The following is a 22924-nucleotide window of genomic DNA, read 5'->3' as shown; positions in this document are numbered from 1 at the left end:
GCGCGTCGGCGGGGCCAGGGTCACCTTCTCCCGTTTCTCGGCGGCCCGACCTGTCCCCGCCTGGGCCGCCGGCCGTCGCCGCGCCTGGGAGTTGTGGACAGGGCAACGCGCAAATTGAACCGGAGGGGACGGGCGTGAACGCATTCAGGGAAACCCCCGAACGGAATCTTCCGGAGCGTCTCCTCGACCGGTTCCGCGCAGACCCGTACGCCCGGCGGATGGGCTTTGCGCTCCTCGAAGCCGCCCCGGGTTACGCCCGCGTGGCCGTCGACGTGACGCCCGATCTGTTCAACTTCGCCGGCACGCCCCACGGCGGGCTCGTATTCAGCCTGGCCGACTACGCATTTGCCGTGGCCAGCAATTCGCACAATCGCGTGGCCGTGGCCACCAGCGTGTCGATCCAGTTTCTCGCCGCCGCCTCCCTTGGCGAGCGGCTCATCGCCGAAGCGCGAGAAAACCATGTGACACGCCGCGCCGGATTCTACGACATGACGGTAACGACCGCCTCCGGCCGGCTCATCGCCCGCTGTTTGGGCGTCGTGCACCGCATGGAGCGGCCGCTGGTCGAGGAAGCGCCGGCGGCGGGGGACGGCGCGGTGCGCTGAGGCGACGGTTGCCACCCCGCTGTCAAAAGGAGCCGCGGCCCGGGGCGTTGCCGCGGGCCGCGGTGGCGTTCGTCCGCGTCGCTCGACCGGACGTCGCGCTTCATTCCGTGCACCGGGTGAGGCGTTCGCGGAACTGCTTCGCCTTCTCCCGATACACGCGTGTGGTCATCTTGACCAGCTCGAGATCCTGCTCGGTCAGCTCGCGCACCACCTTCCCCGGTGCGCCCAACACCAGCGTGTAGGGCGGGATCTTCTTTCCGGACGGGATGAAGGTGTTGGCCCCGATGAGGGCGTATTCGCCGATTTCCACACCGTCGAGAATGACTGAACCCATCCCGACGAGGGCGCCGCGCTTCACGTGGCACCCGTGCAGGATGACGTTGTGGCCCACGGAGACCTCGTCCTCGAGGATAAGCGGGTACTTCTCGTACATGTGCAGGGTGCTGTTGTCCTGCACATTGACGGCGGTCCCGATGACAATGGGCGCTTCGTCGCCGCGGAGGACGGCGTTGAACCAGATGCCCGACTCCGGCCCGATCGTCACGTCGCCGATGATGTGGGCGCCGGGGGCGATGAAGGCCGTCTCGTGCACCCGCGGACGCTTGTCGCCAAGGGCGTAGAGCATGGCGCGATCCCTCCCGCGAGTTCTTTGGCGTCATTATAGCACGGTTGCGCGGGAGAAGACGAGGAAAGGGAAACGGAGGCATGGCCATGACCGTGAAGCGGCTCTTGGAACTCCTCAACATCCGCTATCCCATCATCCAGGGCGGCATGGGCAACATCTCCAGCGGCGAGCTGTGCGCCGCCGTTTCCGAAGCCGGCGGGCTGGGCCAGATCGGCGCCGGCACCCTACCACCGGAGGAGCTGCGCGCACGCATCGAGACGGCCCGGCGGCTCACCGACAAGCCCTTTGCCGTCAACCTGCCGCTATCTGTCCACCCGGACCTGGCGCGCGTCGTCGACGTGGTGCTCGAGACCGACGTACCGGTGATCAGCCTGTCGGCCGGCAATCCGGCGCCGTGGATTCCGCTTTTCAAGGAACGGGGCCGACGGGTGATGGTGACGGTGGCATCGGTGCGCCAGGCGAAGAAGGCGGCCGCCGCCGGGGCCGATGTGCTGGTGGCGGAAGGGGTGGAGGCGGCGGGGAAAAACGCGCCCTTGGAGCTGACGACGATGACGCTCATTCCGCAGATCGCCTCCGCCGTCCGTGTACCGGTGGTGGCGGCGGGCGGCATTGCCGACGCCCGCGGTTTCGTGGCCGCCCTCGCCCTGGGGGCCAGCGGGGTGCAGATGGGCACGCGCTTCGTGGCGACGAAGGAGGCCCGCGTTCACGACCGCTACAAGGAGGCCCTCGTGGCCGCTGCGGACACCGACACGGTGGTCGTTGGGCGGTCGGTGGGGCGGGTAACGCGCCTCCTGGCCACCCCGTACGCCCGGATGGTGTCCGCCCGCGAGCGGGATGGGCTGACGGAGGCCGAGTTCGACCGGCTGACGAGCGAGGAGAGCCACGTCCGCGGGGCGATTGAGGGCCGGCTGGAGGAGGGTCACGTCAACGCTGGGCAGATCGTCGGGCTTGTCACCGATGTGCCGACGGTACGCGAGGTGATTGCGCGCATCGTCGCCGAAAGCGGGCCGCTGATCGAGCAGCTGGCGGCGGCGTGGCGGACATTGGGCACCCCAGCGCAAGGAGGGAACGAACGGTGAAACCGGGCTTGGCGGTCGGGCATAGGGAGACAATCACCGTCACCGTTACCGAGGACATGTGCGCCGGCTTTGGGGGCAAGCGCATCCACCCCGTCCTGTCCACCGTGTCGATGGTGTACTACCTGGAGTGGGCCGGGCGTAAGGTGATCGAGCCGTTCCTGGAGGATGAGGAGGAAGGGATCGGCGCGGCCATCTCCGTCGAGCACCGCGCCCCTGCTCCCGTAGGGAAGACGGTGACCTTCACCGCCGAGGCGATTGAGGTGACGCCGAAGCGAGTCGTTTGCCGGGTGTGGGCCATGCACGACAAGGCTGTCGTCGGCGAAGGGGTCTTCACGCAGGTGATTCTCCCCAAGGCGCGCATCCAAGAACGCATCCATGCCATGGCCTAGGCCGACTTCTGTCGGCCACGGGCCTTCTCGAGGACAATTTTGAAAAGACATACATTTCTTTGTAAGCCCTTTCAGAAGGAGGCCGAAACCATGGCGCTGATGGAACGGTTCCCCGAACACGAGCAGGTGATCTTCTGCCACGATCCCGAATCCGGCTTGCGCGCCATCATCGCCCTGCACGACACGACGCTGGGGCCGGCGCTGGGTGGTTGCCGCATGCGGCCGTACGGCAGCGTGGAGGAGGCCCTTCAGGACGTCCTGCGCCTGGCTGAGGGTATGACGTACAAATGCGCCGCGGCGGACCTCGACTTCGGCGGCGGCAAAGCGGTGATCCTCGGCGATCCGCGCACCGACAAATCCCCGGAGCTGTTCCGCGCCCTCGGGCGTTTCGTCGCCGGACTGGGCGGCCGCTTCTACACCGGCACGGACATGGGCACGTACCCGGAAGACTTCGTCCATGCGGCCAAGGAATGCCCGTACATTGTCGGGCTGCCGGAAGCCTACGGAGGCGGCGGCGACTCCTCCGTGCCCACAGCCTACGGCGTGGTGATGGGCATCAAGGCGACGGCGAAGCAGCTGTGGGGTCGGGACGACCTGTCGGGGCGTACCTTTGCCGTACAGGGGCTGGGCAAGGTCGGGTTCAAAGTGGTGGAACGGCTGTGGGACGAAGGGGCGGCCAAGGTTTATGTGACCGACGTCCAGCCGGAGGCGCTGGACCGCATCGTGCAGCGGGCCCGCGCGCGCGGGGCGGAGGTGGAGGTTGTCGACGGGGCGGCCATCTACGACGTGCCCTGCGACGTGTTTGTCCCCTGCGCCGTCGGCGGGATCCTCAACGACGAGACAATCCCGCGCCTCCAGTGCCGGGCCGTTGTCGGCGCGGCCAATAACCAGCTCCTCGAGGATCGGCACGGCGACGAGCTGGCGCGGCGGGGCATCCTGTACGCGCCCGACTACGTCGTGAACGCGGGCGGCCTCATCCAGGTGGCTGACGAGCTGTACGGTTTCAACCGCGAGCGGGTGATGAAGAAAACGGAAGCGATCTACGACATGGTGCTGGCCATCTATCGCCTTGCCCATGAGGAAGGCCTTTCCACCCACGAGGCCGCGCGGCGCCTGGTGAAGGAGCGCATCGCCCGTCGCCGGCGCGTCAGCAGCATCTTCATCCCCGGCGTGGCGCCGAAATGGCGGTTGCGCTAAGGGAAGAAGGGAGGAGACACGATGGAGGAACGGTTTCCCCTTTACCGCGTTCTGGAGCCGGACGGCACGCTGGATGAGGCGGTGCGCGACCGGCTGCCCGCCGACCTGCGCCTGTCCCTCTATCGCCGGATGGTGCTGGCGCGCACCTTTGACCGCAAGGCGGTCAACCTGCAGCGCACGGGGCGCATCGGCACCTACGCCCCCTTCGAAGGGCAGGAGGCAGCCCAGGTGGGCAGCGCCGCCGCCCTCGATCCGGGCGACTGGCTCTTTCCCACCTACCGCGACCACGCGGCGATGATGACCTTCGGGCAGCGGCTCACCACCATTCTCCTGTACTGGTCGGGACGCCTGGAGGGCTGCGTGCCCCCGGAAGACCGGAACATCCTGCCGCCCTACGTGCCCATTGCTACGCAGATTCCCCATGCCGTCGGCGCGGCGTGGGCGGCCAAGCTGCGCGGCGAGAAGACGGCGGCCCTTGTCTACTTCGGGGACGGGGCGACGTCCGAAGGCGATTTTCACGAGGGGCTCAATTTTGCCGGCGTGTTTCAGGTACCGGTCGTCTTCTTCTGCCAGAACAACGGCTATGCCATCAGTGTGCCCTTTGCGCGTCAATCGGCGTCGCGCACGATTGCCCAGCGTGCCCTGGCCTACGACATGGAAGGGGTGCGCGTCGACGGGAACGACGTGCTGGCTGTCTACCTCGCGACCAAGCAGGCCCTCGACAAGGCCCGCGCCGGGGGTGGGCCGACGCTGATCGAGGCGGTCACCTGGCGTTACGGTGCGCACACGACGGCCGACGACCCGACGAAGTACCGCGACCAGCAGGAATCCCAGGCCCGTCGGGCGTTCGATCCCATCGACCGGCTGCGCCGCCACCTCGTGGCGGAAGGGCTGTGGGACGACAAACAGGAGGCGGCGCTCCTCGCCGAATGCGACGCGCAAGTCGCGGCGGCGGTGCGGGAACTGGAAGCGTACCCGCCGGCGGATGTGGCGCATCTGTATGACTTCGTTTTCGCCGAACTGCCGTGGTTTGTCCGCGCGCAGCGCGCATCCGCACTGGCACGCAGGAAGGAGGGGGTCTGATCATGGCGCAGCTGACCTTGGTGCAGGCGATTACGGATGCGCTGCGCACGGCGATGCGACGCGACGAACGGGTGATGGTGCTGGGGGAAGACGTCGGCGTCAACGGGGGCGTCTTCCGGGCCACCGACGGCCTTTTGGCCGAGTTTGGCGAACACCGCGTGGTGGACACACCCCTGGCCGAGTCGGCCATTGTCGGCTCGGCCATCGGGCTGGCCCTGAACGGCATGCGCCCGGTGGCGGAGATCCAGTTCTTGTCCTTCATCTTTCCGGCCTTCGAGCAGGTTGTCGCCCATGCCGCGCGCATTCGCACGCGGACGATGGGCCGCTACAGTGTGCCCCTCGTCATCCGCGCGCCGTATGGGGCGGGCATTCGTGCGCCGGAGCTGCACTCCGACAGCGTCGAGGCCTTTTTCGTCCACGTGCCGGGGTTGAAGGTGGTCGTCCCCGCCACGCCGTATGACGCCAAGGGGCTGCTTCTGGCAGCCATTGAAGATCCCGATCCCGTCCTCTTCCTCGAGCCGATGAAGATCTACCGCGCCATGCGCGAGGAGGTACCGGAGGACTACTACACGGTGCCCCTCGGCAAAGGGCGGATCGCGCGGGAGGGAAGCGACGTCACCGTCATCGCCTGGGGGGCAATGGTGCCCGTGGCGCTCGAGGCGGCCAAGCGCGCCGAAGCGAAGGGCATCTCCTGTGAAGTGGTCGACCTGCGCACGCTCTATCCCTTCGACCGCGATCTGGTGCGCGACTCGGTGCAGAAGACGGGCCGATGCGTCATTGTCCACGAGGCCCCGCGCACCGGCGGGTTCGGGGCCGAACTGGTCGCCTTCGTCAACGACGAAGCGCTCTTGTACTTGGAGGCGCCGGTGGCCCGTGTGACGGGGCCCGACGTGCATGTGCCCTTCTTCTCCCTGGAAGAGGACTACCTGCCGAATGCCGACCGCGTGCTGGAGGCCGTTGAGGAAACCCTGCGCTTTTGAGAGCGGGAACATCGGTGGGCATGGGGCGTCCGCGTTGGGGGCGCGGACGCCCGCATTTTTTTGTCCGGGCGCTGGAAGAAAAGGATCGCGCTTTGCAGGCGGGTGCTGTACTCCCTCGGTGTTCCCTCCCGGGTTCCCGCGAATAGATATAAACCGTAGGCACCGGATCGGAGGGGACACCATGAAACGACGTCATTTCGCGTGGTGGGGGAGGGTCAAACTCCACCTCCGCCACCGGACGTTTTTTTCGCACGTGTTGCACGGTTTGAACCTCCTGGCGCCGATCCTCCTGGCCGTCGTGACGGTGTTCGTCTTCTTCTACGCCCTGGTCAATCCCGGTGTGTTCGTGATCGTCGTCCTGTTTTTCCTGTTCCTCATCCTTCTCGGAATGGCCAACGACTGAGGCCGTTGCGGGAGGGGTTTTTTCGTTGGGCAACGGTTTGCACCTCAGGGGATCGGTCGCGCGACGGCGACGGAAATGGTAAGCTTAAAAAGCGGAACTTCGGTCGCGCCGAAGGAGGCGGCGATGCGGAAACATCCGGCCACACACGCGATGTGGACAGGCCTTTGCGTTCCCGAGGAGCGCTCGTATTCGTATATGGCACGCTGAGGCGGGGCAGTCCCTGACCATGACCGCTACCTGGGCGGATGCGGCCGGTTTCTTGGACGCGCCCGCGTTTTTGGCGAGCTGTGGGATACGGGATGGAGTTACCCGGCCCTGGTGCCGGGGGCGGGATGGGTATACGGCGAGCTCTACAGCGGCCTCGGGGCGGACGATTTGGCCCGGTGCCCCGCCTGCGCGCGCATCTTGCCCGGCACGGCCGTCGCGTGAAGAGCGGCGTGTGGCCCGTTGCCGGGGAGTGCGCCAGCGAATCGGACGGGGGCGATTCGGCGAGGCGTTCCAGGGCTGAAGGATGGAGGGAGAGAAACCGTGGAGATCCGGCTTTTGGTCAGCGACATGGACGGGACGCTCCTGGACGAGCAGGGGCGCATTAGTGAGGAAAACCGTGACGCCATTGCCTGGTTTTGCCGGCAAGGGGGCTTGTTCACGTTGGCCACGGGGCGCATGGAAGCCTCGGTGGCGCCATACCTGGAGCAGGTGGAGGTCAACGCCCCGCTCATCCTGTACAACGGCGCGCGCCTTGTGGACATGCGGACGCGCACGGTGTTGTGGGAGGCATTTCTACCGCCCGAGGCCTACGAGCTGGTGGAGGCCGTGCGCGCGGCGTTCCCCGACGTGAACACGGTGCTGTATCATGGCGGTGTGCCCTACGCCTACCCGTACACCGAGCGCGTTGCCGAACATGAACGGAAGGACGGCGTGGCCTGCGCACGCCTTGACCGGCTGGCCGATCTTCCGCCCGGCCCCCTTACCAAGGTGCTGTGGATCATCGCGCCGGAGCGTCTGGAGGATCTCAAGGGCTGGGTTAAGGAACAGAGGCTGGACGTGCAGTTCGTGCAGTCCGATGTGGACTACCTCGAATGCATTCCGCAAGGCGCGACAAAGGGAGACGGTCTCGCGCGTCTGGCCGAGTTGCTCGGCCTTTCCTTGTCGGCGGTGGCGGCCATTGGCGACAATTTGAACGATTACGAGATGGTTCGCCGAGCCGGCTTCGGTGTGGCCGTGGCCAATGCCCATCCGGAGCTCAAGGAGGTGGCCGACTGGATCAGTCCGCCCCACGGCGAGCATGCCGTGGCGGCCTGCATCGCCAAACTGCGCCGCGAGGGGAGGGTCCCCGTTGCCTCGCGATGAGGGCTGGCCTGATGCCCCGATTCAGCCGGCGCGCGCCCCGAATGGGGACACCGTTGGCCAGCGGCTGGACCCGGGACGATTTTCGGATGTGTACCGCCTCGTGCTCGAGGAAGGACGGACGTACACGGGGCTGTGGGATGGCGCGTCCGTGCACCTGCTTCTCGTGCACCCCGATGTCGAGGCCTTTGACGAGCTGGTGGACAGGGACCTGTGGCTTGGGTTTTCCCAGCAGGGTTCCCGGTGGATTGCCGTGGTGTGGGCTGAAGGGGAGGCGGAGAAGCCCGTCGGCTTCCCCTACACGTTTGACGTTGCCCGCGAGGCCGATCGGTGGCTTGCGGCACGTCTCTTGGGGCAGACATCGACGTGGCTGCACCATCTTGCCCACGACGGGGCGGGGGCGCTTGTGCACATCTTCAGCGAGCGCCTGCCGCTGACGGATGCCGCGCGGGAGGAGGGGTGGCGCCTGCTCGCGGCGGCCCGCGCCGCCGCGACGGAGGGGGATGAGCCGTTGTGGGCGACGACGACGGCTTCCGCCGCGGCCCTTCCCGACGACGTGCTGGCGGCCGAGGGGATCGGCTATCTGGTCGACTACGGCGCGCTGGTTGAGCGAGAGGGGGAAGAGGGGGCGCAGGAAGCGCTGATGGAGGCGGTGCACCGCGCCCTGGTCGTCTGCCGGCGTCATCCGCGGGCGGACATTCGGGAGGCGACCTTTTCCGTGTGGGTGGCCGAGGGCACCGACGGGCCGGTCGCCCCACTGCGCCCCCTGGTTACGCTGTTTGTGGCCCCGGTGCCCGATAGGTGGGATCGGGATGCGACGGCCGACCCCTTTTGGGCCATGCTCGAGGCGGATCCGGTGTTCGTGGGCCGTGAGCGGGGCCGGCCCCTTGCCGCGGGTGCGTATCCCATTGTGCGGTATGAAGGGGGCCGCTTGGTGCACCTGGAGCTGGACGAAGAGGCGCGTGCGCGGCTTTTCTGCCTGTTTGCTGTGCGGTGGCCCGACCGCCCCAATCCGTATGGCGCCGGAGGCTGACGGCTGGTCAAGAAATCGGACTTCACGATATAATGAACCATTATACCGGATCAATCAGACAAGCGTGAACTGCGCGGCAGATTTCTCGCTTCTGCTGGTGTTTTCTTTATTGGGTGAGGACAACGGAGAGGTGAACGGGATTGGCACTGGAACGAATGGCGAGCATGAGCATCATCCTGCGCCTGGAAATCGACAAATCGGTGGCCCATTTTGGGGGCATCCTGTCGTCGATCAGTGCGGCGGGCGGCGACATCGTCGCCATTGACGTGATCAAGGTGAGCAAAACCCGCACGGTGCGCGACATTACCGTTAACGTGTACGACCAGGCCCATGCCCAGCAGGTGGTCGACATCGTCTCCCGCCTGGCTGGTGTCAAGCTGATCAACGTCTCCGACCGGACGTTTCTCGTCCACCTGGGCGGAAAGCTGGAAGTGCAGCCCAAGATGCCGATCAAGAACCGCGAAGAGCTTTCCCGGGTCTACACGCCGGGTGTAGCCCGGGTCTGCCAGGCCATCGCCGAGGACCCGGCCAAGGCCTTCTCGCTGACCATCAAGCGCAACACCGTGGCCGTCATCTCCGACGGCACGGCGGTGCTCGGGCTGGGGGATGTGGGACCCTACGCGGCGATGCCGGTGATGGAAGGGAAGGCGATGCTCTTTAAACAGCTGGCCGGCATCGATGCGTTTCCCATCTGCCTCGATACCAAGGACACCGAAGAGATCATCCGCATCATCAAGGCTATCGCCCCAGCCTTCGGCGGCATCAACCTGGAAGACATCTCCGCGCCGCGCTGCTTTGAGATCGAGGAGCGGCTCAAGGAGGAGCTGGACATCCCCGTCTTCCACGACGACCAGCACGGCACGGCCGTCGTCATGCTGGCTGGCCTGCTCAACGCGCTGAAACTGGTCGGCAAGCGCCTGGAGGAAATCAAGGTGGTCGTCTGCGGCATCGGCGCGGCCGGTACGGCGTGCACGAAGATGCTCCTGTCTGCCGGGGTCAAGAACATCATCGGTGTCGACCGGGAAGGGGCCCTCGTTCGCGGCAAGCGCTATGACAACCCGATCTGGAATTGGTATGCGGAACACACCAACCCGGACAACGTCTCCGGCAGCCTTTCGGACGTGATCAAGGGCGCCGACGTGTTCATCGGGGTCTCCGCGCCGGGCGTGTTGAAGGTGGAGGACATCAAGAAGATGGCCCGCGACCCGATCGTTTTCGCCATGGCCAACCCCGTTCCGGAGATCGATCCCGAAGAGGCGGAGCCCTACGTGCGCGTCCTGGCCACCGGTCGCTCCGATTACCCCAACCAGATCAACAACGTGCTGTGCTTCCCGGGCATTTTCCGCGGCGCCCTCGACTGCCGCGCCCGCGAGATCAACGAGGAGATGAAGCTCGCTGCGGCGAAGGCCATCGCCTCGGTGGTCGGCGACGACGAGCTGAACGAAACCTACATCATCCCGTCGGTGTTCAACACCAAGGTGGTGGAGCGGGTGCGCGAGGCGGTGATCGAGGCGGCCGTGCGCACCGGTGTCGCCCGTCGGGACACGAAGGACTGAGGATTCTGCACAACCTGCCGCCGGTCACCTGGCGGGATTCTTCCTGCGGGCTGGTGCTCGGCACAACAATCCCCCACTCGGCCTTGCGGGCCGCGTGGGGGATTGTTGTAGGAAACCGGTGAAAGCGATGCCTCCGAATAGCGGGGAAACGGCGTCGTTATTTGCCTTCGTTTTCCGAGATGGTGACTGACCCCGGAGCGCCGGATCGTACGCGGCGCCGGCGGAGCCGGTTTCGGCGGTACGTCGTGAGCAGCCAGTAGACCGCGATGAAACCGACGGCAGCCACAACAATGCCGGTAACGGTGCTGCCGAGGAAAAAGGCGAGCCAGTGGGCCTTGACGAAGGAGAAGGTGAACCCGCCCGTGACCGTTTCGGCCGTGCGTTGGCCGAGGAGCAGGCGGCCGAGGTTGAAATTGAGGAGGAGAAACGGGGGCAGGATGACCTTCCCGAACACAAAGCCGATCAGCGAGGCGGGCACGCTTCCCCGGAAGAGATAGGAGAGGGGAAAGAGCAGGATGAACGCGGCTCCGAGCGTCGGCAGGGTGATGAACTCGACAAAGAGGCCCACGGAAAATCCGCGGGCCACCTTCGACGGCGCCCCCGGCGTGCGCAGCAGCTTCAGGTATTCCAGTCGCAGACGGCGGTAGAGTTTGTTCATCGGCAGCATCCCCTGGGACAGTTCCAATCCGAAGTACTGCTTTCAGTATACTGTTTTGGGGCGCGTCATGCACGAAAAACCATTTTGTGGCGAAACCTGACGCCTATTGCGCGGCGATGTCCTTGGAGCGGGACAGGTACGGAAACGGCGGTGCGCTCTGATCCACCAACCGTCTCCACAAGCTCGAATGCCCCGCTTCCGCCTTCTCGGCCTGCCAGACCAGGAACGCCACCAGGAGCGAAAGTCCCACCAGTTCGATTGCGCAAAAGAAAAGCAAGAATTGGGCGGAGAAAGCCCCGGTCAGCCGCTGGAGGAGCATGGCGAGGGCGGCGCACCCGCCGATCACCGTGCCGTTGACGACATACGACACGTAGCGCTTGAGGCCCCGCAGGGGTTGGAGCGGCTCGGTCCACCCGAAATGGGGGGAAAGCGCATCCAGGGCCACCTTTACCCCCGTCTGGAGCCAGAGGGACAGGACGATGGCGGCCACCCAGCCTGCGCGCAGGGAGGAGGGGAGCGGGAACAGGAAACAGGCGGTCAGCAGCGCCGGGAGGATCCCCAGGAGGTCCAGCAGCGCATTGGCGATGAGTTTGGCCAGGAAGAGCCGCGCAAGCGGGATCGGCAGGGCCCGTAGGGTCCACCACTCCCTGCCCTCGCGCGAAAAGGCGGCGAGCGATCCCGAGGACACGAGGCCGTACACCAGGAGGACGGCGCCGGCGACCAGGGCCTGCGGGAGCCGCTCGTCTCCGACCATCTGGGGCAGGCGTCCCGCTTCCACCGTCGCCAGGCGCTGGGCGAGGAGGATCAAGGGGACGATTGCGACCACCGACGTGGCAAGGTAATTCGTAAGATAGGCCGAAACGGAGACAAACCGTGCCCATTCGCGCTGAACCAGCCATAGAAGGGGCGAACGCTCCCCAACCTCCCGGAAGCGCCCTCCGCGGTACCGTCGAAGGGCAGGAGGGCGGTTGTTCTCCCCGTGGCTTTCTCTTCCCCGTGCCCACCAGCGCGGAACCGCCCGGCCGACCAGCCAGGTTTCGAGCACCACGATCCCCAAGCTGGCGATCCAGAAGCGCGCAGAACCCGTCGCTTCCCAGAACCGGTACAGGGCAGGCCCGGCGTGATGCCGAAACAGCATCCCGACCAGGAGGAGGAGGGTACCGGCAATCGCCCCCGCCCATACGTGCCTTCGCCCGGAATTGTGCGCAAACAGGAAGAGGAGCAGGAGCAGGGCGAGACCGAGGACGAGGGGAGGGCCGAGCAGCAGAAGGCCACCCAGCCGGAGCCCTTGCCCCATTGTAGGAGAACCTGTCTGGAAGAAGGCGACCAGGGCCGGCCCCGCCAACATCCCTTCCAGCAGGTAGGCGCGCACGAGCACCGGGAGGAAGAACGCAGCCACCACCAGTCGCTCGGAAAAGGGAAGGGCAAGCAGAGACGCCAGCTCGTTGTGCGAGTACAGCACCCCCATCAGCCAGAGGAAGCCGAGGTAGAACAACAGCGCCTGCAGCCCCACGAGCACCGTGAACACGTAGGTGAGCGCTTGGCTCGGGTCACCCTGTTCGCGGAGCACAAAACCGTACAGATCGTACAGATACTGCAGTCCCACCGCACTCAACACGCCCATGACCAGCAGGCGTCCCGTCCCCCTCCGCTTCGGGCGGAAAACGCTGGCGAAGGAATACCGAAACAGCGTCCCGACGAAACGGGCGTTAGACCTCGGTGCCATTGCGGGTCAACTCCAGAAACAGTTCTTCCAGGGTGGCCTGCTCATCGCCTGCCCGAGCCCGAAGCGATGCGAGGGTACCCGCAGCAACCCTCTTGCCGCGGGACAGAATCACCACCCGGTCACACAACTCTTCGGCCAGGAACATCAAATGCGTGGACATCAGGACGCTTCCGCCCTTTGCCGCGTGGGCTTTCAAGGCGTCTTTCAGAAACACCGCGGCAGGGGTATCCAAACCGATGAGCGGCTCGTCCAGCATCAGCAGACGCGGGCGCACGAGGAACGCGGCGGCGAGCACCAGCTTCTGCTTCGTGCCATGGGAGCATGCGGACACCTTCTTGTCAAGATGACCCTCCAGATGGAATCCCCGGATATACGGTGCCATCCGGTCGTCCCGTTCCCCGGCGGGGATTCCGTAAGCTGCAGCGACAAAGTGGAGGTATTCGGCGCCGGTCATGCCCGAGAAGGGCGCCGGGGTATCCGGCACAAAAAAGCGTGCCCGTTTGGCCTGGATTGGTTCGCGGAACACGTCGTGCCCTTCAATCTCGATCGTCCCGGCAGTGGGGCGCACCAGTCCGGCGATCAGGTTCATCATCGTCGTCTTCCCGGCGCCGTTCGGGCCCAGAAGTCCCACAATTTCGCCCGCTCCGACTTCAAACGACACGTTGTGGACCGCCGTCTTGCTCCCGTATTGCTTGGTCACGGAGACAACGCGCAGAACCGGGGGATTGGGGATGGGCGTTGGTTTTCGGGGAAGCATGCAGGATCCCTCTCACAAGCTTTCTCGCACAGCTCTTGTGCGGGTTGGTTCCTTGTCAAAAACGCTCGAAACGGGGGAATGAGGATGGGCAAATTTATATACCGTGTTGCAGTGCTGATTCTCTTTCTTTACTTAACGATCAGAAACGTAGGGAATCTCATGGCTTTCCTTTGGGGACTGGCGAGCGCAATCTGGGCATACGTTATGTATAGATTGTATACGAAGTCGAAGGAATAGAACACAATGGCCATCTGCTCTTCCCTCTCCCGTTTAGAAGACGTAGACCAACCGCCCCGTTCGCGACGTGCGGGGCGCGTGCCCCTGCAAAACGGAAATCGTGAGCATTGCCGTGTGCGGTGGCGGGCGGGACGGACTTTCCGGTCCCTGGCGAAATTTTTCGGTACAACAATCCCCCACACGACCCGCAAGGCCGTGTGGGGGAATGGTTTTGTGGAAAACCGATGGAAAGGGCGCGTTCCGCACGGGGATTCACCGGGTGGCGCCGGAGGGGGTTACCGGATTGGCGACGGGTCATGCGTCACGTACGTCCCGGCCAGGAGATCGTGGAGGGCGCGTTTGTCGCGGTTCAGCCTCACCATCAGCGCGCTGATCAAGCCGGCGATGCCGAAGGTGATGCCGCACAGCAGACCGCCTACCGCATGGCGCAGAAACATGGTCCCGAGGCCCGGCCTTTCGCCGCTGACTTTGGCGATGCGAATGCCCATGATGCAGGAGGATGAGCAGCCCGTCGATCGTCGAGGCCGCGAACCGAATCCAGAAACCGGCCGGGTTGCGCACATCTTGTTCACCAACGGTCATCTGCTTTTCTCCTTCCGCTAAACGTTTTTGCCTGAACGCGTGATCCCACGCCGGCGTTACGCCTTTTTGCCGAGCCGCAGGAGCAGGTCGCCCGTCTGCACGCTGTCGCCTTCCCTGACCAGGATCTCCTCGACCACGGCGTCGCACGGCGCCTGGATGGTCGTTTCCATCTTCATCGCCTCGGTGACAAGAAGGTGTTCGCCCTTGCGCACGCGGTCGCCGGCCTCGACGAGCACCTTGATCACCTTGCCCGGCATGGTGGCCCCGATCTCGAGGGGGTTAGCCGGGTCGGCCTTGGGGCGTTCTTCCGTGGCCACATGGGCGCTTTCGTCGCGGATGAGGATCTCGCGCGGCTGGCCGTTCAGCTCGAAGTACACCGTGCGCAGGCCGCCCTGCTGCAGCTCGCCGACGGACAGGAGCTTGATGATCAGCGTCTTCCCGCGCTCGATCTCCACAGCGATCTCCTCGCCCGGGCGCAGTCCGTAGAAAAAGGTGGGCGTGTCCAACACGGAGACGTCGCCGTAGGTCTGCACGTGCCGGACATAGTCGAGGAACACCTGCGGGTACATTACATATGAGAGCAGTTCCCGGTCGGTGACCTTCCGCCCGATCTTCCCTTCCACTTCCAGGCGAAGGGCGTTGAAATCGACCGGCTCCAGCAGCTCGCCGGGGCGGCAGGTGATCGGCTCGCGCCCCTTGAGGATGATTTCCTGCAACTTTGGCGGGAAGCCGCCCGGGGGCTGGCCGAGGTAGCCCTGGAAGAACTGAACGACGGAGTCGGGGAAGGAGAGCGCGTGACCCTTCTCGAACACGTCGTCCTCGGTCAGGTTGTTTTGGACCATGAACAGGGCCATGTCGCCGACCACCTTCGACGACGGCGTCACCTTGACGATGTCGCCGAACAGGCGGTTGACCACGGCGTACATCTCCTTGACCTCATCCCAGCGATCTTCCAGGCCTACGGCCTTGGCCTGCTGCTGCAGGTTGCTGTACTGGCCGCCGGGCATCTCGTGCCGGTACACCTCGGCGCTGGGCGCGAGGAGGCCGCTTTCAAAGCCCTTGTAGTACTTCCGCACGTCCTCCCAGTAGTGGTCCAGCTGCTGCAGCGCGTCCGGATCGAGGCCGGTGTCGCGCTCGTGACGCTGGAGAGCGTAGACGAGGGCATTCAGGCTGGGCTGCGACGTGAGGCCGGACAGGGCGCTCGTCGCGCAGTCGACGATGTCCACGCCCGCCTCGATGGCCTTCAGCAGCGTGGCCATGCCGTTGCCGCTCGTGTCGTGGGTGTGCAGATGGATGGGCAGGTCAACGGCATCCTTCAGGGCGCGGATGAGGTCGTAGGCGGCGTAGGGCTTGAGGAGGCCGGCCATGTCCTTGATGGCCAGGATGTGCGCGCCGGCCCGCTCCAGCTCCTTGGCCAGTTCCACGTAGTACCGGAGGTTGTACTTGGGCCGGCTCGGGTCGTGGATGTCGCCGGTGTAGCAGATGGCCGCCTCGGCCACCTTGCCTTCCTCGCGCACCGCCTCGATGGCCACGCGCATGTTGTCGACCCAGTTGAGGCTGTCGAAGATGCGGAACACATCGATGCCCGCCCGGGCCGCTTCCTTGATGAAGGCCCGGATCACGTTGTCGGGGTAGTTGGCGTACCCGACGGCGTTGGCTCCCCGCAGGAGCATCTGAAAGAGGATGTTGGGGATCTTCTCGCGCAACTTTTCCAGTCGTTCCCATGGACATTCCTTCAGGAACCGCATGGCCACGTCGAAGGTGGCCCCGCCCCACATTTCCAGCGAGAAGAGGCCGGATGCCAGCTTGCCCGTCGCCTCGGCGACGCGCACGAGGTCGTAGGTGCGCACCCGCGTGGCCAAGAGGGATTGGTGGGCGTCGCGGAACGTGGTGTCGGTGACGAGCACCCGTTTCTGGTCGCGAATCCACCGCACAAGCCCTTCGGGACCCTCGCGGTCGAGAATCTGCTTGGTTCCCTCGGGGTAGGGCGTGTCGTAGGGCACCTTCGGCAGACGCGGCGGCGGGAAGCTCGGCTTTTTCTCCTTCTTCAGTCCGGGAAAGCCGTTGACCACGACGTTGCCGATGTAGGTGAGCAGCTTCGTCCCCCGGTCGCGCTTGGGCGGGAAGACGAACAGCTCCGGCTTCGTGTCGATGAAGGACGTATCGTACTGCCCGGAGCGGAAGTCGGGATGGCTGACGACGTTTTCCAGGAAGGGGATGTTCGTCTTGACGCCGCGGATGCGGAACTCGCGCAGCGTGCGCAGCATCTTGGCCGCCGCCTGCTCAAAGGTATTGCCCCACGTGGAGATCTTCACGAGAAGCGAATCGTAGTGGGGCGAGATGACGGCTCCGGTGAAGGCGTTGCCCGCGTCGAGGCGCACGCCGAAGCCTCCGCCCGAGCGGTAGGCGAGCAGGCGACCCGTGTCGGGGACGAAGTTGTTTTCCGGATCTTCCGTCGTGACGCGGCACTGGATGGCGTAGCCGCGCGTTTCGACCTTCTCCTGCGGCGGAACGCCCACTTCCGGATCGTGCAGGGCATAGCCCTGGGCGATGCGGATCTGCGCCTGGACGATGTCGATGCCGGTGACCAGCTCGGTAATGGTGTGCTCCACCTGGATGCGCGGGTTGACCTCGATGAAGTAGAACTGCCCGTCGGGGGTGACGAGGAACTCCACCGTGCCGGCGTTGACGTACCCCACTGCCTTCATCAGGCGGACGGCGGCGTCGCAGATCGCCTCACGCAGCTCGGGCGAAAGGGACAGGCTCGGTGCCACCTCCACCAGCTTCTGATGTCGCCGCTGGATGGAGCAGTCGCGCTCGTACAGGTGGACGAGGTTCCCGTATGTGTCGCCGAGAATCTGCACCTCGATGTGCTTGGGCCGCTCGAGGTACTTCTCCAGGTACACGGCCGGGTTGCCGAAGGCCGAGCGGGCCTCCGAGCGCGCCCGTTCGTAGGCCTGCTCCAGCTCCGCCGGCGTGCGTACGATGCGCATTCCCCGCCCGCCGCCGCCGGCCGCCGCCTTGATGATGACGGGGTAACCGTGGGTCTTGGCAAAGCGAAGGGCGTCCTGCAGGTGCTCGATCGGCTCCTCCGTGCCGGGGATGATCGGCACGCCGCACGATTTGGCCAACTGGCGGGCCTTCACCTTGTCGCCGAAGATTTCGATCTGTTCCGGGCGGGGGCCGATGAAGGTGATACCCGCCGCTTCGCAGCGTCGGGCAAATTCCGCGTTTTCGGCCAGAAAGCCGTAGCCGGGGTGGATGGCATCGACGTCGTTGCGCTTGGCGATCTCAATGATGCCGTTGATGTCGAGGTAGGCCTCGATGGGCCCCTTGCCCGCGCCGACGAGGTAGGCCTCGTCAGCCTTGTAGCGGTGGAGGGAGGTGCTGTCCTGTTCCGAGTAGATGGCCACCGTGCGCATGCCCAGCTCGGTGCAGGCGCGGAAGATGCGGATGGCGATCTCGCCGCGGTTGGCCACGAGGACTTTGCGGAAGGGCTTGATCATGCGCCACGCTCCTTTCTCGTCAGGCGTTAGACGGGGCGGATGTGCTGAATGAAGCGGGCCATCCGCTCGAGGGCCTTCTCGAGGGCTTCGAGGGATGTGGCGTAGGAGCAGCGCACGTGGGCGGCACCGCCGGCACCGAACACGTCGCCCGGCACGACGGCCACTTTGCCCTCAAGAAGGAGCCGCTCGGCAAATTCGGTCGCGGAAAGGCCCGTCGGTTCAACGGAGGGGAAGGCATAAAAGGCCCCTTCCGGACGGTGGCAAGGCAGGCCGATGTCGCAGAGGCCCTTGACGAAGAAGTTGCGCCGCTGGCGGTAGGCCTCCACCATGCGCGCGACGTCATCGCGGCCGCGGCGCAGTGCCTCGATCCCCGCCTTCTGGCTGAGAATCGGCGCGCAGAGCATCGTGTATTGGTGGATCTTCACCATGCCGGCGATGAGGTCGGCCGGACCGCAAGCGTAGCCGAGCCGCCATCCGGTCATGGCGAAGGCCTTAGAGAAGCCGGAGACGAGGATGGTCTGCTCGACTACTGCGGGGAAGGAAGCGAAGCTGACAAACGGGCGATCATAGGTGAGCTCGGCGTAGATCTCGTCGGCGATGACGATCAGCCCTGCCTCGCGGACGACGGCCAGCACTTCGAGCCAGTCCTCTTCCCCCATGACCGCGCCGGTGGGGTTGTTGGGGTAGGAAAAGATGAGCGCCTTGGTGCGCGGGGTGATCCGCTTGCGCAGTTCGGCGGCGCGGAGGCGAAAACCGGTTTCTTTCGTCGTCGGCACGCTGACGGGAACGCCACCGCACAGGCGGACGTTGGCGGCGTAGGACACATAGCACGGCTCGACGACGAGCACCTCGTCTCCCGGATCAAGGATGGCGCGCAGGGCGAGGTCGATCGCTTCGCTGGCGCCGACGGTGACGACGATCTGATCTTCCGGACGATAGGACAGGCCGAAGCGGTCGAAGAGATAGGCGGCGATCGCCTCGCGCAGCTCGGGAAGGCCCGCGTTGGCGGTGTACGCGGTGTATCCCGCCTCGAGGCTGGCGATGGCTGCTTCGCGGATGCGCCAAGGGGTAACGAAGTCCGGCTCGCCGACGCCGAGGGAGATGCAGTCGGCCACCGAATTGGCCAGCTCAAAAAAACGCCGGATGCCCGACGGGGGGATGGACGCGACCGATCGGGCGAGGCGAACGCGGGTTGACTTCTCGGTCATGGCGTGACGACCATCCTCCGGTCATCGCGGCGTTCGTCGAAGATGACCCCGTCGTGTTTGTAGGTTTTCAACATGAAGTGGGTCGTCGTCGAGATGACCGAATCGAGGGTGGCCAGCTTTTCCGACACGAAGGCGGCGATCTCCTTCATGGACCGTCCTTCCACGATAACGGACAGGTCGTAGGCGCCGGACATGAGGTACAGAGCCTTGACTTCGGGGAACTGGCTGATGCGCCGCGCCACCTCGTCGAACCCCACGTCACGTTTTGGCGTCACTTTGACGTCGATCATCGCCGTGACGCAGTCTTCCTGCACCTTATCCCAATTCACGAGTGCCGAGTACTTGACGATGATGCCCTGCTCCTCGAGGCGGCGCAGCGCCTTGTTCACGTCGTCCACCGACACGTCGAGGAGCACGGCGAGTGCCTCCGGACTCCGCCGGCAATTGGCCTCGAGCAGGCGGAGCAGCTCGCGGGTCTTTTCCGGGGTCATGGGCTCCCCTCCACTCCGTCGGTGTTTTTCCTTGTTTCAGATAGTTTTGTCTGTAGCGTATTTTTCTTCACCTGTGGCGCATTTTTCTTCATCTTAGCACGGATCGCGCGCCGGGCAAAGGGCTCTTCCCTCGGGACCGCTCGTGCGTCCACGGGAGGAAATGGTATACTAAATGACGTTGACGGTGGCGACGTGGGGTCACGTTAGGAAAGGGAGGAAACGCGATGCAAGGATTATTGGAAGGCAAGAACATTCTCATCATGGGCGTGGCCAACAAGCGCAGCATTGCCTGGGGGATCGCCCAAGCGGCCCACCGCGCCGGTGCACGCCTCATTTTTACGTATCAAGGGGAGCGGCTGGAAGCCAACGTGCGTGATCTGGTGGCGACGCTGCCGCGCCAGGATTCGCTGCTCCTGCCGTGCGACGTGACAAAGGATGAGGAGATCGACACCGTCTTCGCCCGGATCCGTGAGGAGGTGGGCGTGCTGCACGGCCTGGCCCATTGCATTGCCTACGCGAAGACGGAGGAGCTGGAGGGCGAATTTGTCAACACGTCCCGTGACGGCTACCACCTGGCCCAGGACGTCAGCGTGTATTCGCTGGTGGCCGTGGCGCGTGCGGCGCGTCCGTTGATGACCGAGGGGGGGAGCATCGTCACGCTGACCTACCTCGGCGGGGAGCGGGTGGTCAAAAACTACAACGTGATGGGTGTGGCCAAGGCGGCCCTCGAGATGACCGTGCGCTACCTGGCCAACGACCTCGGTCCTGACGGCATCCGCGTCAACGCCATTTCCGCCGGCCCCATCCGCACGCTGGCGGCGAAGGGCATCCGCGGGTTTAACGAGATCCTGAAGACGATCGAGGAAAAGGCGCCCCTGCGCCGCACCACCGACCAGTCCGAGGTGGGCGATACGGCGCTGTTCCTTTTCAGCGACCTGTCGCGGGGCATCACCGGCGAAGTGATCCACGTCGACAGCGGTTACCATATCCTCGGGTACTAAACGGGCGAACACCTCGTATGGAACCCGGGGGGCCACCCTCTCAACGTCCGCTGCCTTCCCTTTGGCGGAAGGGGCGGACGTTTTCGGTTACGGGGCCAAGGTTTTGACCATGGTCACGTGCGGGATGCCCGCCTCCTCGAATACCTCGCTGACCGTTTCGTATCCCAATTTGCGGTAAAACGGTTCGGCATGGGTCTGCGCGTTGAGGCGAAGACGCACAAAGCCCCGGGCGGCCGCTTCCTGCTCCACCGCGGCCATCAGCAGGCGGCCGACGCCCTTGCCGCGCCAGGCGGAGAGCACCGCAACCCGTTCCACCTTGCCCGTATCCTTGTTGTAGGGGCGAAGGCGCGCTGCGCCGATCGCGCGGCCACCGGCGTACGCGACGAAATGGAGGGCGGTTTGGTCATGTTCGTCCAGTTCCAGCTCCGGCGGAACGCCCTGCTCGCGAATGAAGACTGCTTCGCGCACGGCCAGGGCGTCCCGTTTCTGCGCGTCATCGGCGGCCAGCACGACAACGGGATCTTCCATATCGTCCTCCCTCCCTTGCCGATCAGCATTCTTTTCCGAACAGGAACGTCTGGTACACGGTCCACACGCCGTCGTCCAACCGGTACAGCAGGTGGAACCGATCGATGGGAGAGATCAGATCCAGATTGGTCATGCGCAGGCGCCCGTAGACGTCGAGCAGCTCTTCGTTGGGCAGGTCTTGTCCGATGGTCAGGTGGGGAATGAAGGGGTGCTTCGGTTTGCCGAGCGGGAGGCGCTCATACAGCCGGCGACGGAGTTCCAGCAGGGCCGGCTCCTCCTTGATAGCGAAGTAGAGCACGTTATGGGTTGGGTGGAACGTGCCAAATTTGTGAAAGTGAAGCGTAAACGGTTCGCTGTTCTTGGCCACATCGGTCAAGTCTGCCACAACGGACATCAGCGCGTTGTCAGCCATCGAGAAGGGCTCGGTCACTTTGATGTGCGGGGGAATCTGCGCATAGTGCGGGTCGTACCGTTTGCGGTAGGAATTGGCCCGTTCTTGCACGTCCCGCTGCGGGAACAGGCAGACGCAGTAGAGCATGGACATACCTCCTTGATTCGTGCGTGTGATCGATGCTCCTATTGTATCAAATTGCGACCCCGGGGACGATGATCCCTGCCGCCGCTAGGGTATCGGAACCAGCAGGGGAGGGAAGGGTATGGGGTGGAGGGAGGATTCGCCGTGAAGCGATCCTTGGGCGTAGTCGCTTTCGGGAATAAACAAGCGTAGCGGTTTGGATTGCAGTTTTGTCGCAGTTTTGGCCCGTTGTGCTATGATAGAAATGAAGGGAAGAATTCGACTTTGCGCTGAAAGGAGATTGATCCCTTGCGCAGACGGGTGTCGAGCAAGGAAGTGAAAGCCGCTGCTCTCCAACGGTTGCGGGAGCGCGGTGTGACCGTTGAAGCGATTGCGGAAATCGTGTATCTCATGCAGTCGCCGTATACGCCGGACCTTTCGATGGAGGCGTGCGTGGAAAGCGTGGAACGCGTGTTGGAAAAGCGGGAGGTGCAGCACGCCATCCTGGTCGGGGTGGAGCTGGACGTCCTGGCCGAGAAGGGCCTGTTGTCCGAACCGCTGCTTTCCCTGGTTCGGTCGGATGAAAGCCTGTTTGGTTGCGACGAAACGCTGGCGTTGGGATCCGTGTTCGGTTACGGTAGCATTGCCGTGACCACCTTCGGACATCTTGACAAGCAGAAGGTGGGCATCATCAAACAGCTGGACACCAAGGCTGGGAAGGGCGTGCACACTTTTTTGGACGATATCGTCTGCAGCATCGCCGCGTCCGCCTCGAGTCGCTTGGCGCATCGCCTGCGCGATGAGGAGGAGGCGGCGTTGGAGGCCAAGCGCGACGCAACAGAGGTGGAACCGGAAGCGCACGCCGGGTAGGCGAAAGGTCCGGATCACGGGCAAGGGAGGCGTGGGACCGGCCAGCGAAGGAGGCTCTTGCCCGTGACCCACGTGATCACGACGTCGGAAGGACAGGTGGGAGGATATGGAAAAACCATCCAAACCCGCTCAGCCAGGGCGCTGGATTTATTGGGCCAAGGTGTTTGACTCCAAGTTTCAAGCGGGCTGTTTGGCCAAGAGGATGGAGGAAGACTGGTGGCTGTACGGCTACAAGAGCCCGCGAGAGGTGGAGGTGGTGCGCCTGAAAAATGGCCGCTACGGCGTGCGCTACATGTGGTGAGGAACGGAGAGGACTTCTCTCAAATTCCCACTTGATTTTCTTTCGACCGTTGTGGTATAGTAAGTTTCGTCGGCGCGGGGTGGAGCAGCCAGGTAGCTCGTCGGGCTCATAACCCGAAGGTCGCAGGTTCAAATCCTGCCCCCGCAACCACCTGTGGGCCTATAGCTCAGTTGGTAGAGCGGTCGGCTCATAACCGATTGGTCCCAGGTTCGAGTCCTGGTGGGCCCACCACTTGACAATCCGCGTGC

General features: G+C 64.6%; 23 protein-coding genes and 2 tRNA genes. 15 read left to right on the top strand and 10 right to left on the bottom strand.

From position 1 onward, the window contains the following. The first annotated feature begins 134 nt into the window (after window positions 1–134). Window positions 135–605 (top strand): PaaI family thioesterase, encoded by a 471-nt coding sequence (locus ACYQ0Z_RS00195; RefSeq protein ID WP_459863212.1) that lies wholly within the window; start codon window positions 135–137, stop codon window positions 603–605. A 100-nt stretch (window positions 606–705) separates the two neighbouring features. On the opposite strand, the gene ACYQ0Z_RS00190 is transcribed toward ACYQ0Z_RS00195, so the two are convergent. Continuing rightward, on the bottom strand, window positions 706–1230 hold the full coding sequence (locus ACYQ0Z_RS00190; protein WP_459863210.1) for a gamma carbonic anhydrase family protein: 525 nt from the start codon (window positions 1228–1230) through the stop codon (window positions 706–708). Window positions 1231–1322: 92 nt separating this feature from the next. On the opposite strand from ACYQ0Z_RS00190, the gene ACYQ0Z_RS00185 reads away from it, so the two are divergent. The 9 genes from ACYQ0Z_RS00185 to ACYQ0Z_RS00145 all read left to right on the top strand — a co-directional run bounded on the left by ACYQ0Z_RS00185 (window position 1323) and on the right by ACYQ0Z_RS00145 (window position 10297). After that, on the top strand, window positions 1323–2309 hold the full coding sequence (locus ACYQ0Z_RS00185; RefSeq protein ID WP_459863699.1) for an NAD(P)H-dependent flavin oxidoreductase: 987 nt from the start codon (window positions 1323–1325) through the stop codon (window positions 2307–2309). Further along, complete coding sequence (locus ACYQ0Z_RS00180) at window positions 2306–2698, top strand: thioesterase family protein (RefSeq protein WP_459863208.1); 393 nt, start codon at window positions 2306–2308, stop codon at window positions 2696–2698. Before ACYQ0Z_RS00185 ends, ACYQ0Z_RS00180 begins: the two co-directional genes overlap by 4 nt. Before the next feature lie 90 nt (window positions 2699–2788). Further along, entirely contained in the window at window positions 2789–3895 is a 1107-nt protein-coding gene (locus ACYQ0Z_RS00175) for a Glu/Leu/Phe/Val dehydrogenase dimerization domain-containing protein (protein WP_459863206.1), read from the top strand. Between the two features lie 21 nt (window positions 3896–3916). Further along, a complete protein-coding gene (pdhA, locus tag ACYQ0Z_RS00170) occupies window positions 3917–4978 on the top strand; it encodes a pyruvate dehydrogenase (acetyl-transferring) E1 component subunit alpha (protein ID WP_459863204.1) in 1062 nt (353 codons plus the stop codon). A gap of 2 nt (window positions 4979–4980) precedes the next feature. Next, the gene (locus ACYQ0Z_RS00165; protein ID WP_459863202.1) at window positions 4981–5958 is read left to right on the top strand and encodes an alpha-ketoacid dehydrogenase subunit beta; all 978 of its coding nucleotides are present in this window, start codon (window positions 4981–4983) and stop codon (window positions 5956–5958) included. A 181-nt stretch (window positions 5959–6139) separates the two neighbouring features. Further along, complete coding sequence (locus ACYQ0Z_RS00160) at window positions 6140–6361, top strand: hypothetical protein (protein WP_459863200.1); 222 nt, start codon at window positions 6140–6142, stop codon at window positions 6359–6361. A 528-nt stretch (window positions 6362–6889) separates the two neighbouring features. Further along, on the top strand, window positions 6890–7711 hold the full coding sequence (locus ACYQ0Z_RS00155; RefSeq protein WP_459863198.1) for a Cof-type HAD-IIB family hydrolase: 822 nt from the start codon (window positions 6890–6892) through the stop codon (window positions 7709–7711). Beyond that, on the top strand, window positions 7698–8741 hold the full coding sequence (locus ACYQ0Z_RS00150; protein WP_459863196.1) for a hypothetical protein: 1044 nt from the start codon (window positions 7698–7700) through the stop codon (window positions 8739–8741). Before ACYQ0Z_RS00155 ends, ACYQ0Z_RS00150 begins: the two co-directional genes overlap by 14 nt. Window positions 8742–8881: 140 nt before the next feature. Then, window positions 8882–10297, top strand: coding sequence for an NAD-dependent malic enzyme (locus tag ACYQ0Z_RS00145; RefSeq protein ID WP_459863195.1), 1416 nt, complete (start codon window positions 8882–8884; stop codon window positions 10295–10297). Window positions 10298–10454: 157 nt separating this feature from the next. Here ACYQ0Z_RS00145 and ACYQ0Z_RS00140 read toward each other — a convergent pair whose 3' ends face one another. The 7 genes from ACYQ0Z_RS00140 to ACYQ0Z_RS00110 form a co-directional block, all read right to left on the bottom strand. Next, the gene (locus ACYQ0Z_RS00140; RefSeq protein ID WP_459863193.1) at window positions 10455–10955 is read right to left on the bottom strand and encodes a DUF2062 domain-containing protein; all 501 of its coding nucleotides are present in this window, start codon (window positions 10953–10955) and stop codon (window positions 10455–10457) included. Between the two features lie 103 nt (window positions 10956–11058). After that, window positions 11059–12681, bottom strand: a complete 1623-nt coding sequence (locus tag ACYQ0Z_RS00135; RefSeq protein ID WP_459863191.1) for a hypothetical protein — start codon at window positions 12679–12681, stop codon at window positions 11059–11061. Continuing rightward, a complete protein-coding gene (locus tag ACYQ0Z_RS00130; RefSeq protein WP_459863189.1) occupies window positions 12665–13438 on the bottom strand; it encodes an ABC transporter ATP-binding protein in 774 nt (257 codons plus the stop codon). Before ACYQ0Z_RS00130 ends, ACYQ0Z_RS00135 begins: the two co-directional genes overlap by 17 nt. Before the next feature lie 512 nt (window positions 13439–13950). Continuing rightward, entirely contained in the window at window positions 13951–14163 is a 213-nt protein-coding gene (locus tag ACYQ0Z_RS00125; protein WP_459863187.1) for an RDD family protein, read from the bottom strand. 150 nt (window positions 14164–14313) lie between these two features. Then, a complete protein-coding gene (locus ACYQ0Z_RS00120; RefSeq protein WP_459863185.1) occupies window positions 14314–17763 on the bottom strand; it encodes a pyruvate carboxylase in 3450 nt (1149 codons plus the stop codon). 26 nt (window positions 17764–17789) lie between these two features. Further along, window positions 17790–18971 carry an aminotransferase class I/II-fold pyridoxal phosphate-dependent enzyme gene (locus ACYQ0Z_RS00115; RefSeq protein ID WP_459863183.1) on the bottom strand — a complete coding sequence of 394 codons (1182 nt, stop codon included), beginning with the start codon at window positions 18969–18971 and terminating at the stop codon, window positions 17790–17792. After that, the gene (locus ACYQ0Z_RS00110) at window positions 18968–19462 is read right to left on the bottom strand and encodes an Lrp/AsnC family transcriptional regulator (RefSeq protein ID WP_459863181.1); all 495 of its coding nucleotides are present in this window, start codon (window positions 19460–19462) and stop codon (window positions 18968–18970) included. Before ACYQ0Z_RS00110 ends, ACYQ0Z_RS00115 begins: the two co-directional genes overlap by 4 nt. Before the next feature lie 224 nt (window positions 19463–19686). Between ACYQ0Z_RS00110 and fabI the strand changes: the two genes are divergently transcribed. Continuing rightward, window positions 19687–20463, top strand: coding sequence for an enoyl-ACP reductase FabI (fabI, locus tag ACYQ0Z_RS00105; protein WP_459863166.1), 777 nt, complete (start codon window positions 19687–19689; stop codon window positions 20461–20463). 87 nt (window positions 20464–20550) lie between these two features. On the opposite strand, the gene ACYQ0Z_RS00100 is transcribed toward fabI, so the two are convergent. Beyond that, window positions 20551–20991 (bottom strand): GNAT family N-acetyltransferase, encoded by a 441-nt coding sequence (locus tag ACYQ0Z_RS00100; RefSeq protein ID WP_459863164.1) that lies wholly within the window; start codon window positions 20989–20991, stop codon window positions 20551–20553. A gap of 22 nt (window positions 20992–21013) precedes the next feature. Beyond that, window positions 21014–21529, bottom strand: a complete 516-nt coding sequence (locus ACYQ0Z_RS00095) for a 2'-5' RNA ligase family protein (protein ID WP_459863162.1) — start codon at window positions 21527–21529, stop codon at window positions 21014–21016. 285 nt (window positions 21530–21814) lie between these two features. On the opposite strand from ACYQ0Z_RS00095, the gene ACYQ0Z_RS00090 reads away from it, so the two are divergent. From ACYQ0Z_RS00090 to ACYQ0Z_RS00075, 4 genes are all read left to right on the top strand, one after another. Next, window positions 21815–22375 carry a phosphatidylglycerophosphatase A family protein gene (locus ACYQ0Z_RS00090; protein ID WP_459863160.1) on the top strand — a complete coding sequence of 187 codons (561 nt, stop codon included), beginning with the start codon at window positions 21815–21817 and terminating at the stop codon, window positions 22373–22375. A gap of 106 nt (window positions 22376–22481) precedes the next feature. Then, entirely contained in the window at window positions 22482–22676 is a 195-nt protein-coding gene (locus ACYQ0Z_RS00085) for a hypothetical protein (RefSeq protein ID WP_459863158.1), read from the top strand. Between the two features lie 73 nt (window positions 22677–22749). Beyond that, a tRNA-Met gene (locus ACYQ0Z_RS00080) sits at window positions 22750–22826 on the top strand. A gap of 5 nt (window positions 22827–22831) precedes the next feature. Further along, window positions 22832–22907, top strand: a tRNA-Ile gene (locus ACYQ0Z_RS00075). Window positions 22908–22924: the final 17 nt, after the last annotated feature.

Source organism: Calditerricola yamamurae, assembly GCF_054654135.1.
Note: the sequence above shows the minus strand (reverse complement) of the source record. Positions and strands in the feature narration are given on the sequence as shown.